Origin of the sequence: Mesorhizobium sp. M0571 (assembly GCF_040320985.1) — a bacterium.
Lineage (GTDB): Bacteria > Pseudomonadota > Alphaproteobacteria > Rhizobiales > Rhizobiaceae > Mesorhizobium.
Genome location: NZ_JAMYQT010000021.1, coordinates 107,416 through 119,114 on the forward strand (window position 1 = coordinate 107,416; position 11,699 = coordinate 119,114).

The following is an 11,699-nucleotide window of genomic DNA, read 5'->3' on the forward strand; positions in this document are numbered from 1 at the left end:
ATTCGTGCCTGCTCTATGCGGCGAAACAATGTCGTCCGCCAGCCGCCCCGTTGCCGACTGCTGCCCCGTTATTGGATGGTGTCGATGGAGCGTTGCGACGAGCCGAAATCGCCGAGCGTGCGGAACGACAGGTTGAAGCCGACGTTCTGCGATACTTCCTTGGTGTTCAGGTCACGTCTTTCCGAAAACGTCATCAAATAGGTAAAGCACGAATCACTATAGGCAAAGCCGACCCCGTCCTTGACCAGAATGCTCTGCTCCAGATCATATGTGCCGGTGCCAAAGACGCGCCAATTCTCAGCAAGATGTGTCGAGGCGCCGAGCGTAACCTCATGGCGATCTGTCGAGAAGCCATAGAGCGGCTGCGCCTGGATGAAGGCGTACTTGGCGCTCAGCGATACCGGCAGGCCTGAAAAGGCGGCCTTTACCTCAGCGCGGCGGATCTCGAAACTTTGCTCGTCGAAACGGCCGCTGACCGAGCCGGAAAACCCGCTGGGGCTGTTGAAGCCGACAAGGCCGACATAGTCGGAGGTTGCAGTCTCAAGACCCGAATAGGCGCCGACATTGACCAGGTCCGGCGTGCCGAACGAGTTCTGGCCGCCGAGTTGGTAGGATTGGCCGAACACCGCATTGGTGCTCCAGCCATTGTCGTATGCGCCGGAATAGCGCAGCCCGACATTGGCGCGTGTGCCGCCTTCCATGCGGTCATAGCCCGAGAATTTGTCGCGCTCGAACAGCGTCGTGGCGTCGAAGACGAAGCTCTGGGCGTCCTCGTTGGGGACCGCCAGCCCGCCGACATATTGCTCGTTCGGACGCATGAACACTTGCGCCATCGGTTCGAAGATATGGCTGGAACTGGTCATCGAGAACAGCACCGGCCAGCGCATCTCAAGGCCGGCGGTCGCCATGTAGCGGGCAAGCGATGAACGCATATCGTCCTCAACGCCGAGATTGGTCGCCATCTGGTTGATGGCGTCGAGCGAGGCCGAGGAGGCGTTGACATAGCCGGCGTCGCCGCGCAGCGCCAGGAGCGGCGTCAGCAGCAGCCCGCCATCGGTGGTGAAGGTGCGCTTCCATTCGGCCTCCGCGGTAAGGCGGCCGGATTGACCGTCGATGCCGCGGACGTTGTTGACGGACGAAGGGATGCTCGAATTTGCAAGAGCAGTATCGAGCCTGTCGCGGTCTATGACCCGCGCGTTGACGTCGAACGACAGCTGCCCGCCGGCCACCGGCGTGTCGGGGATATAGGCGTAGTCGAGCGAGGGCAGCACCCAGGGCTGCTTGGCGGCGCGGGCGGTCGGATCGCTGGCGAGCGTGTCTTCTTGAACGTCGAAGTGCATGGCGCGCACATCGAAATAATTGCGATCGTTAAGCCCCGTCAGGTACACCTCGGAGCGGTGTACGCTATCGTTGAAGCCGTCGATGTCGTAGGTGCGCGAGAAATTCTTGTCGCTCTGCAGCAGGATGTCCCAGCCGAAGTCCCAGCGCGGGTTGATGGCGAACTGGCCTTGAGTGCCCATCATGCCGCGGAACCTGTTCGGGTCGCCCCCGGTACCCGAACTGACGTTGTGGCCATTGTCGTCGACGAAGGCGTCGGGATTCTCTTGCCGGATGCCCGCAATCTTCAGGCTGTACTGACCGTTGTTGAAGCGCTGCCTCCACTCGGCCTCACCGAGGAAACCCTGCTTGGTATAGCCGCTGCCGGTGACAGTTAGATCGTAGGTCGGCGAGAGCGCGAAATAATAGGGGACTTTAACACCGACGCCGAGATCGCTCTTGTAGGCGACGCCGGGGATCAGGAAGCCGCTCTTGCGCTTGACCGTCGGGTCGGCGATCTCGAAAGCCGGCAGATAGGCCAGTGGAAAGCCGAAGAACTCGAAATTCGAATTCTCGAAGCGAACCGTCTTCTTCTCGCCGTTCCAGATGATCTTCCTGGCCTTGATGCGCCAGGTCGGCGCTTTGTCGGGCTTGTCCTCGCACGGCTCGCAGGCAGTGTAGACGCCATTGTGGAACGTCGTCAGCACGCCGCCCATGCGCTCCGCGCTTTCGGCGGCGAAATACGCCTTGTCGATGGTCTCAACACGCAGCGCGTTGACGAAGCCGTCCGCGAAATCGTCGGTGATGTCGGCATGCTGCGAATAGATCTTGGTACCGTCGCTATTGACGACTTCGACATTGCCGCTGGCGACGAGGCGTTTGGTGTTGCGGTTGTATTCGACCCGCTGGGCGACGAGACGGTTGCCGCCATAGTCGATCTGGACGCCGCCGACGGCCGTCACGGTCTGCTTGTCGTTGTCGTAGACCAGCGTATCGGCTGCAAGCAGCATCTGCGTGCCACTCGGAACCTTCGTTGCCAGTTCACTGACGTCCTGGGCGAAAGCCGGAGCAACCGGGGCGGCGCCGGCAAGCAGGCATGCCAAGGCGCTCGCCGCAGAGAGGCGTGCCAAACCGGCGTGCCTATGGCTGCGCAAAACCGCCTCCCTCACTAGCCGTCTTCCTTGTATAGCAGGAATGTCACCCCGAAGAACATAGCCACGACAACCGGGACCCAAGCCGCTACGGCAGTGGGTACGAATCCCGCTACGCCGAATGCCTTGACCAGCACCGAAACGACATAAAGCAGAAAGCCGGCCACGATGCCACCCAGAATCATCGTCGCCGACTGCCCCATCCTCGCAAATCGCATTGATACCGTTGCCGCAATCAGCGTCATCGCGACGAGCAGGAAGGGCAGCGCAATCAGGGAATCGAACTGCATGGCGAAGGCATTTGCCTTGAGGCCGAAGGAGCGGGCCACCTCGATCTTGCCGGGCAGATCGTAGAACGGGATGGTCTCAGGGCGCGCCAACCGCTCTTGCACGAATTCCGGCTTGAGATCGGTCGGCAGCCGATCGCTGGGTAACGACTGGATGGTGCCGTCCCGGAACACCTTGACGTCCTGCAATTCCCAGTAGCCGTCCCGCAAAAAGGCGTGGGCGGCATCCTTGCGCTCGATGATGTCGCCTTGCGGGCTGAAACTGAAGAAGACCGCGTCGGCCATCTCCAGGCCTTGATTGAGAATGGCGCGCGCGCCGATGATGGTATCGCCGGAGCTGGTTTTCTGCCTGATCCAGGGCGCGGCGTCGGCCGAGACGGTGTTCGACTTGCCCGAACGGAGCTGGGTCTCGATCTGCTCGGACCAGGAATAGGCGTGCGCGGCTATCGGATTGATGACGCCAACCGACAAGGCCCCAAACAGCAGCGCCCCGATGCAGCACGGCAGCAGGAACTGCCATGCGGAAACCCCGGCGGAACGGGCGATGACCAATTCATATTTGCGGTTGAGCGACACCAGGGTCGCCATCGCCGAGAACAGGCCGACGAACGGCACCGTCTGCAGCATGATCATCGGCATCCTGAGCCCCGAAATGGCGAACGCAGTTGTGTAGGTGAAGCCCGGCACGCCGGTCGTGCGGCCGGAAAGCTCGGTGAAATCGATCAGGAACACCAGCGCCAAAAGGCCGATGAAGAACCAGATGGTGATCGTCACATAGCGAAAGAAGAAGTACCGACCCAGAGTCCAGCCCATCAGCCGGCTCCCTGTCCGGATGCGCCGCGCCCGGCAAAGCGGAGCTTGATGGCGCTCCAGCCGTCATTGAAGCGGCCGGCAAGATTGGTTATCCAATCGGCCCAGGCAACCGGCAGTTCCATGGTCCGGTTGGAAACGATGAACCAGATGGCGATCGCCGACGCCAGGATCGGGACGCCGTAGACCATATAGGCATATTGCGGCACCTTGTCGGCCTTGCCGGCGGCAAAGAACCCGAGCCAGCGCACGAACAGCGCGATCGCGATTGCCGTGATCAGCGGATGCACGCGCGCCTCGCGATGCGAGCGCGCATCTCCGGCGACGGCAAGCGCGATCAGCGCGAAGACGAGCGAATAGGACCACTCGGAAAAACGCTGGTTGAGCTCGGCTAGGTACCTGTTCGGCTTTTGCTGGTACATCTTGTCGTTCGGACTCGGATTGAGCAGATACTGCGTCGTCCGGTCCTTCGGCAAAAGCAGGATGTCAGATGAGGCCGACATGAAAGCGGACAAGTCGAAGGCATAGGAGGTGAACCGGATCACCGAGAGGTCGCCGGTCATGGTTTTGCGATGGATGACGCCGTCATTCATCATCAGCACCTTCTCGTCGCCGCGTTCGATGATGCTGCCGGTCTTGGCGTAATAGATGAGATTGACGCCTTCTTCGCGCGAATCGGCGACGAAGATGCCGCCGAGGCGATTGTCGGGAAGCCGTTCGCCAACCTGCAGGAACAGGCCATCATCGATCTTGCGGAAGGTGCCTTCCTGGATGATCAACGACAACAGATCGGCACGCGACGACGCTATCAACTCGCGGTTCTTCTGGCGTGCGTAAGGGTCGACGCCATTGTCGACGGCGAACGAAAAAACGCTGGCTGCGAGTGCCAGAAGCATGATCGGCCTGACGATGGTCCAGCGTGAAGCGCCGGCGGCATTGATGACGGCCAGCTCCGAATCCGAATTCATCACGCTGAGTATCTGGGCGACCGCGACCACCAGTGCGAACGGCACGACGATCGGAACGATCGACGGGATGATCAGCGCTGCGACTTCGAAGAAGGTGAGGGCCGACTGACCGCTGTCGGTGACGAGATCGATGCGGGCGAGCACCTGCGTCGTCCAGACGATCGCCAGCGTCCAAACGAGCGCCAGCGCGAATACCGCGAAAGCACGGCGCATGATGTAACGTTCAACGACCTTCATGAAGGCTTTTCTCGGCGGTTTCGAACGGCATCATGCCTTGGAATAAGGTAGTCGTCCGGCGCCGGCTGCACAACTGGCTCAGTTTGGCGGTTCGATCTGGGTTCCGTTCCGTATCGCAAATTCCGCTGGGCCGGAGTGTCGGCGGCAATGGATAAGAAAGGGCGAACATTGTTGGTTAACAACAGGTTGCGGCGGGAAGCGGGGCCGTGCCGCGACGAATCGTAGATGGTTCGATATCGCATATGGGAGCGATTTCGGCCAAAGTCTTGTCAAATGCGGCAAAACGACCAAATGTCGCGCCGGTCGCGACCGCCGCCGCGTGATAAGACGGGTCAGGCTCTGTTGAGTACCAGTATGGAAGCGGAAAAATTGCGCGGTCAAATCGGTCGGGAAGCGGTCTTTGACGGCGCAATCGTGATCGGCGCCGGCGCGGCCGGCCTTGCCGCCGCCCACGCCTTGATGAAGGCCGGCGTACCGACGCTCGTCCTGGAAAAGGAGAGCCGGCTTGCCGAACCCTGGCACCGGCGTCACCAGCGGTTGCGTCTCAACACGCATCGCGACCTCTCGTCACTGCCCGGCGTCGACTATCCTGCAGGCACCCCGGCCTTCCCGCACAGAACCGCCGTCATTCGCCATCTGAACGATTTCAGCCAAGTGCACAGGCTGCCTGTCACATTCGGCGTTGCCGTCGAAGAGATGGCATTCGATGGCGATCACTGGACCGTACAGACCAATGCCGGACCCCGTCCGGCACGCCATGTCGTCGTCGCCACCGGCCGTGATCGGCAGCCGTTCATTCCGGTATGGAAAGGCATGAACGATTTTGCCGGCCGGATCATCCATTCGGCCGATTTCGGCGAGGCGAGGGACTATGCCGGCAAAAAGGTGTTGGTGGTCGGTGCCGGCAATTCGGGTTTCGACATACTCAATCATCTTGCGGATGCAGACGCTGAAAGCATCTGGCTGTCGGCTCGCAATGGCCCGTCGCTGCTGCCGAAACGCATCGGCAAGATCGCCGTCCACAGGCTTTCGCCTTTCATGGCGCGCTTGCCGGTGCGGATTGCCGATGCGGTGATGGCGGCGACGCAGCGCCTGGTTTTCGGCGACCTGACGAAATTCGGGCTTCCGCCGGCCTCCATGGGAGGTGCGAGCCGTCTGAGCGCCGACTACACCGCGATCGCAGCCGATGACGGCGCGGTTCGCGCCATCAAGGCAGGCACGATCGTGGTGGTGCGGCCATTGCGGGAATTTACCCGTGACGGCATCATATTGAATGACGGCAGGTTGATCACGCCCGATATCGTCATCGCGGCGACCGGCTACCGCACCGGGCTGGAGCAGATGGTCGGCAAGCTCGGCGTTCTCGACGGCAAGGGCGTTCCGCTTTTCAACGGCGGGGAGACTGACCCGAAATTGCCCGGCCTGTGGTTTACCGGCATGCGGCCGAGCATTCGCGGTTGTTTCGCCAATGCCCGCATTCAGGCTAAGGCGATAGCGGCGCGGATTGTCAAGCAGCGATAATGAGCAGGACTATGCCGAGTGTTCCGCCTGCAATGGACACGCCTTGTTGGAACGTGCTCGAACCGAAAGGTCAATGATCATGACGCCAGTCAGCATTCGCTACATGGTCGATGATGTCGCCACCTCGATCGACTTCTATTGTGGACATCTGGGCTTCGCCGTCGAACAGGATGCGCGGCCGGCTTTTGCCTCCGTCACGCGCGGCGCGTTACGGCTCCTTCTAAGCGGACCCGGCAGTTCGGGTGCACGGGCGATGCCGGATGGCCGGCAGCCGCTGCCGGGAGGCTGGAACCGCGTCCTCCTGGTGGTGCCGGACCTGAAAGAAGAGGTTGCGCGCCTCAAGAGTGCTGGACTTGTCTTTCGCAACGATATCATAACGGGCGTTGGCGGTTCCCAAACCCTGCTCGAAGACCCATCGGGCAACGTCATCGAGCTGTTTCAACCCGCCGCTCACTGACGCAACAACGCGGCACCTTAGGTCCGATCTGCCCAATCGAACGCTTCTCCCGATAATCCAAAGCACTTCCCCGAAAGCAGGACATGATGAATTCGAGACCCTTGATCGCCTTCGCCAAGTTCGCCGCCCCCAAAAAGGGCAGCGTCTTCATTCTGGCAGCCGACGAGGGCGGCCTCGGCGACGCCGCCAGGGCCTGCGATCCGGCAAAGACCCTCGAGCGGGCTTTTCCCGTCGCCGACTTCACCGGCAAATTCGCCAGCCTGGTCGAAGTGCTGGCGCCGGAAGGGACATCGCTTGAGCGGCTGGTGGCGCTCGGCGCCGGCAAGATCTCCAATCTTGATGACTACGCCTGGCTGAAGCTCGGCGGCACGATTGCAGCATCCTTTCGCAAGGCAACCGAAGTGGCCGTCGTGCTCGATCTTCCCGGTGCCGCCATCGGCGGCAGGCAAGCGGTTCAGCTTGCCGCGGGCATCCTGCTGCGCAGTTATGCCTTCGATAAGTACAAGACCAAAAAGGACAATGGTGACGACAAGCGCGAGCCAAAAAAGCCCGTCAAGGTGACCATTCACACCGCTGATCCGGCGGCTGCAAAGAAGGCCTTCGCCGATGAAGCGGCGGTGATCGACGGCGTCTTGCTGGCGCGCGATCTGGTCAATGAACCGGCCAATGTGTTGGGACCGGTGGAATTCGCCGCCCGCATCAGCGAACTGGAGGCGCTCGGCGTCACGGTCGAGATCCTGGCCGAGAAGGAGATGAAGAAGCTCGGCATGGGTTCGCTGCTCGGCGTCGCCCAGGGCTCGCCGCGTGGCGCCCGCATGGCGGTCATGCGGTGGGACGGCGGCAAGGCCAAGGAAAGGCCGGTCGCCTTCGTCGGCAAGGGCGTCACCTTCGATACCGGCGGCAATTCGATCAAGCCGGCCTCCGGCATGGAGGACATGAAGGGCGACATGGGGGGCGCTGCTGCCGTCACCGGGCTGATGCACGCGCTCGCCGCGCGCAAGGCGAAGGCCAATGTCGTCGGCATTGTCGGGCTGGTCGAAAACGCCGTCGACGGCCACGCCCAGAGACCGGGCGACATCGTCACCTCGATGTCGGGCCAGACCATCGAAGTGCTCAACACCGACGCCGAGGGCCGCCTCGTGCTAGCCGATGCGCTGTGGTACTGCAACGACCGCTTCCAGCCGAAATTCATGGTCAATCTGGCGACGCTGACCGGCGCCATCATGGTCGCGCTCGGCCAGCATTATGCCGGCTTGTTCTCCAACAATGACGAGCTGGCGGACCGGCTGACGGCGGCCGGGCAGGCGACGCAGGAGCGGTTGTGGCGCATGCCGCTCGGCGCCGAATACGACAAGCTGATCGAGTCCAAGAATGCTGACATGAAGAATATCGGCGGTCGCTATGGCGGCGCCATCATCGCCGCGCAGTTCCTGAAGCGCTTCGTCAAGGACACGCCCTGGGCGCATCTCGACATTGCCGGCACCGCGATGGGCGCGCCCTCCAACGAGATCAACCAGTCATGGGCTTCCGGCTTCGGCGTCAGGCTGCTCGACCGACTGGTGCGCGATCATTACGAGCAATGAGCGGCGCACCAAATGATTTAGACTGAAGCCATGGCCGAAATCCTGTTCTATCACCTGACCGAATCGACGCTGGAGGACGCGTTGCCCGGCCTCCTGGAACGCAGCATCGATCGCGGCTGGCGCGCCGTGGTGCAGACCGGCACCGAGGAGAGGCGCGACGCGCTGGACCAGCATCTGTGGACTTTCCGGGATGATTCGTTCCTGGCCCATGCAACGGACCGCGAAGCCCATCCCGCCGAGCAGCCGGTGCTTTTGACCGTCGGCCCTGACAATCCGAACCAGGCGCAGATACGGTTCCTGGTCGACGGCGCGGTGCCGCCGGTGCTTGGCGGCTACGAGGGCGCCGTGTTCCTGTTCGACGGCCATGATGCGGCCCAGGTAGAGGCGGCACGCACGCACTGGAAGACAATGAAGGAGGCCGGCCACACCGTGACCTACTGGCAGCAAACACCCGACCGGCGCTGGGAACGCAAGGCTTAGAGCATTTGCAGCCAAGGGAATCACTGGCGCCGCAAAAAGCGACAAACAAAAAGATGGACCACCGGCTGTCCAGAAGATCTGAGCAAGCCCGATGCAGCCCAATGAACAAACGCCAGGCATTTCGATAGATGCCGGACTGGTTCGCCGGCTGATCGCCGCGCAGTTTCCCGAATGGGCGGACCTGCCGGTCGAGCCGGTCGAGCCTGGCGGCTGGGACAACCGCACCTTCCGGCTGGGCGATAGCATGTCGGTGCGGCTGCCCAGTGCTGCCGCCTATGTTGCCCAGGTCGAGAAGGAGCATCGCTGGCTGCCTCGCCTCGCGCCTCACCTGCCTCTGCCGATACCCGTGCCGCTGGCCAAAGGCGCGCCCGCGGACGGCTATCCATGGCCTTGGTCCGTCTATCGCTGGCTAGGCGGCAGGCCGGCGGCTGCCGAACTGATTGCCGATCTCACGGAGTTCGCCCGTTCGCTGGCCGGCTTTCTGGTTGCGCTCCAGCGCATCGACGCCGCTGGCGGGCCACCGGCAGGGCAGCATAATTTCCATCGCGGCGGCCGGCTTTCAGTCTACGACGCCGAGACCCGAGCCGCGCTTTCGGCGCTCGGCGGCCGCATCGACAAGGCCGCCGCCGAGGCGGCGTGGGCGACCGCGCTTGGCTCGCGATGGCAAGGGCCACCGGTGTGGGTCCACGGCGACGTCGCCTCGGGAAATCTGCTCGTCGAAGATGGCAAACTCTGCGCGGTCGTCGATTTCGGCAGTTCGGCTATCGGCGATCCTGCCTGTGACCTGGTGATCGCATGGACGGAATTTTACGGCGAGAGCCGCCGGGCGTTCCGCGACGCCATTGCCCTTGACAAGCACAGCTGGGCGCGCGCTCGGGGCTGGGCGCTGTGGAAGGCGCTGATCGTCGCCTCTGGACATGACGGCAACCAGCGCGAGGCGGAAAAATCGTGGCGGGTTATCGAGGATGTGCTGGCGGACCACCGCTGGGCCCGTCGCCTATAGGCCGGCTTTGCTTGGGATGCCGTCATTTCGCCCGGACCCACAGCAAGGTTACGGACGCCGTCGGTGGGGACACAAGACAACGGCCCACGGCTACGGGCCGTAGTCATTTCGTGGGCTTCAATGTCACTGCCCGCCCATCTCTTTCCTGAACGTATCGAAATCGACCTGCATGCCGTTGAAGATGGTGCTCCAATGGCGGGTCAGCGCCGAAACGGCGACCGCCTCCTGGATCTCCTCGTCGGTGGCGCCGGCACGCTTGGCGTCCTGCGTGTCCGACCAGACGCAGTAGCTGCACGGGATCTGCGCCGCCACCGCCAGCGAGATCAGCGACTTGACCTTCGGCGGCAGCGCCGTCTTGTCGCTGAGCTGGATGGCCTTGACCTCGGCCCATGCACCGGGCAGACCGGCTTTCGGGAATTGCTTCACGAAACCGGGCACCCCGCCCATGGTCGACTGGATGTCCTTGATGGTGGCGTCATCGTCAGCATGGGCCGGTGCGGAGGCCAGCGTCAAGGTCAGGGCGCAGACCATGGAGGCGAGCAGGGATGCACGATGAAGCGAAGGGGTCGTGGATGAAACGATACGGAAGCTGTTCATGGCGTTCTCCTCTGGTTTTTTTAAACCTTACGATGTAAGGTAATTCAGAAAATGAACCTTACAGTGTAAGTTGTCGAGCGGAACCATGGACTCGTCGATCAAGAAAAAGCGAACACGCGGCCGGCTGTCGCGCGAAATAATCGAGGATGCCGCATTGAAGGTGATCGAGAGCGAGGGCCTCGCCGGCTTTTCGATGCGCAAGCTGGCGGCTGCACTCGGCTGCGAGGCTATGAGTATCTACCACCACTTTCCTTCGGCGGCGCATCTCTTCGAAGCCTTGGTGGACCGGCTGATCGGCTCGCTCGAAATGCCTGACGAGGATCTAGCTTGGCGACAAAGGTTGCGCATCGTTGTGCAGGATTTCCGCCGCGTCGCGCGTGAGCACCCGGCTTTCGCCAGCTTCTTCGTCACCTACCGGATGAATTCGCCGACCTGCCTTGCCTGGCTGAACGGCATCCTTGGCCTGTTCGAGGCCGGCGGCTTCGGACCGGAACTTGGTGCACGGCTGTTCCGCACCACCGGCTATTATCTGATAGGTGCCATCCTCGACGAGACTGCCGGCTATGCGAAGGGGCCTTCGGCTGTGACCACCGTCAGTGACGAGCAACTGGCACAGGATTTTCCAAAAGTAGCTGCGGCCGGGCGTTATTTCGGCAGCGCCGAATTTGACCGGACGTTTGATCTCGGCCTTGACATGCTCCTGGACGAAATGGAGCGCGCCCGCGACTGCGCCAACGCGCCGAATACCGGGTCTTGACCTCATGCGCTCTCTGTTCGCCCTGATCCTGCTCATCGGTACCGGCATCGGCGTCGTCTACCCCTGGGCGATGACCAATTTCTCCGGCCATGAGATCGGTACCTGGCGGGTTTACGACCAGGGCCGATTCAAGCCGGTGACGGTGCCCCTGAGCGCACGCGATGCGCCGGTGCGGGTGCTGGTCGATCTTACGGCAAGAGCCGAGCGCATCGTCTCGCAGCAGCGCACCGTGTTGACCCTGACTGCCGCCACCGGCGGCAGGACGGTGCTCGCCTCGACGCTGCAGTTCAACCATTCCGACAATCCGCGCCAGGTCAGCCCGCAGCTGCCGGACAAAATCTTTCGCGACGAGGCCGGCCTGATCCCGACCGTTGCCCCCGGCCCCTACACCTTCATCGTCGGTCCGGGCGATGCCGAGGGCATCCCGATGCGGGGCCTGCGCCCACAGCCAGCGCAGCGGGGCCCGGGGGGGGCCGGGCGCGAGCCGGGGCGCGGGGGGTTTGGTGGAGGGGGGCCCCCAGGGGGGGGGTG

At 62.5% G+C, this 11,699-nt stretch carries 11 protein-coding genes; 7 read left to right on the forward strand and 4 right to left on the reverse strand.

Annotated elements, in window-relative coordinates; all coding sequences use genetic code 11:
* Positions 1 to 68 precede the first annotated feature (68 nt).
* From NKI85_RS23730 to lptF, 3 genes are read right to left on the reverse strand one after another with little or no spacing between them, the layout of a single operon-like run.
* Positions 69 to 2,486: an LPS-assembly protein LptD gene (locus NKI85_RS23730; RefSeq protein ID WP_352527816.1), complete on the reverse strand. Its 2,418-nt coding sequence runs from the start codon at positions 2,484 to 2,486 to the stop codon at positions 69 to 71.
* The gene (lptG, locus tag NKI85_RS23735; RefSeq protein ID WP_352527945.1) at positions 2,486 to 3,571 is read right to left on the reverse strand and encodes an LPS export ABC transporter permease LptG; all 1,086 of its coding nucleotides are present in this window, start codon (positions 3,569 to 3,571) and stop codon (positions 2,486 to 2,488) included. The genes NKI85_RS23730 and lptG overlap by 1 nt, the downstream gene beginning before the upstream one ends.
* Entirely contained in the window at positions 3,568 to 4,770 is a 1,203-nt protein-coding gene (gene lptF / locus NKI85_RS23740; protein ID WP_352527814.1) for an LPS export ABC transporter permease LptF, read from the reverse strand. The genes lptG and lptF overlap by 4 nt, the downstream gene beginning before the upstream one ends.
* 354 nt (positions 4,771 to 5,124) lie before the next feature.
* On the opposite strand from lptF, the gene NKI85_RS23745 reads away from it, so the two are divergent.
* The 5 genes from NKI85_RS23745 (at position 5,125) to NKI85_RS23765 (ending at position 9,814) form a co-directional block, all read left to right on the forward strand.
* Positions 5,125 to 6,291 (forward strand): flavin-containing monooxygenase, encoded by a 1,167-nt coding sequence (locus NKI85_RS23745; protein ID WP_352778230.1) that lies wholly within the window; start codon positions 5,125 to 5,127, stop codon positions 6,289 to 6,291.
* Between the two features lie 73 nt (positions 6,292 to 6,364).
* The gene (locus NKI85_RS23750) at positions 6,365 to 6,748 is read left to right on the forward strand and encodes a VOC family protein (RefSeq protein WP_352778215.1); all 384 of its coding nucleotides are present in this window, start codon (positions 6,365 to 6,367) and stop codon (positions 6,746 to 6,748) included.
* Positions 6,749 to 6,834: 86 nt separating this feature from the next.
* Positions 6,835 to 8,331 (forward strand): leucyl aminopeptidase, encoded by a 1,497-nt coding sequence (locus NKI85_RS23755; protein ID WP_352527941.1) that lies wholly within the window; start codon positions 6,835 to 6,837, stop codon positions 8,329 to 8,331.
* Positions 8,332 to 8,361: 30 nt separating this feature from the next.
* Positions 8,362 to 8,811 carry a DNA polymerase III subunit chi gene (locus tag NKI85_RS23760; protein WP_352778217.1) on the forward strand — a complete coding sequence of 150 codons (450 nt, stop codon included), beginning with the start codon at positions 8,362 to 8,364 and terminating at the stop codon, positions 8,809 to 8,811.
* Positions 8,812 to 8,902: 91 nt separating this feature from the next.
* Positions 8,903 to 9,814 (forward strand): aminoglycoside phosphotransferase family protein, encoded by a 912-nt coding sequence (locus NKI85_RS23765; protein WP_352527808.1) that lies wholly within the window; start codon positions 8,903 to 8,905, stop codon positions 9,812 to 9,814.
* Positions 9,815 to 9,937: 123 nt separating this feature from the next.
* Here the strand turns inward: NKI85_RS23765 and NKI85_RS23770 are convergent, their stop codons facing one another.
* Entirely contained in the window at positions 9,938 to 10,411 is a 474-nt protein-coding gene (locus tag NKI85_RS23770; RefSeq protein WP_352527806.1) for a carboxymuconolactone decarboxylase family protein, read from the reverse strand.
* A gap of 85 nt (positions 10,412 to 10,496) precedes the next feature.
* Here NKI85_RS23770 and NKI85_RS23775 point away from each other — a divergent pair, with 85 nt between their 5' ends.
* Complete coding sequence (locus NKI85_RS23775) at positions 10,497 to 11,168, forward strand: TetR/AcrR family transcriptional regulator (RefSeq protein WP_352778220.1); 672 nt, start codon at positions 10,497 to 10,499, stop codon at positions 11,166 to 11,168.
* A gap of 4 nt (positions 11,169 to 11,172) precedes the next feature.
* On the forward strand, positions 11,173 to 11,699 hold a 527-nt coding region (locus NKI85_RS23780), incomplete at its 3' end, for a hypothetical protein (protein WP_352778223.1).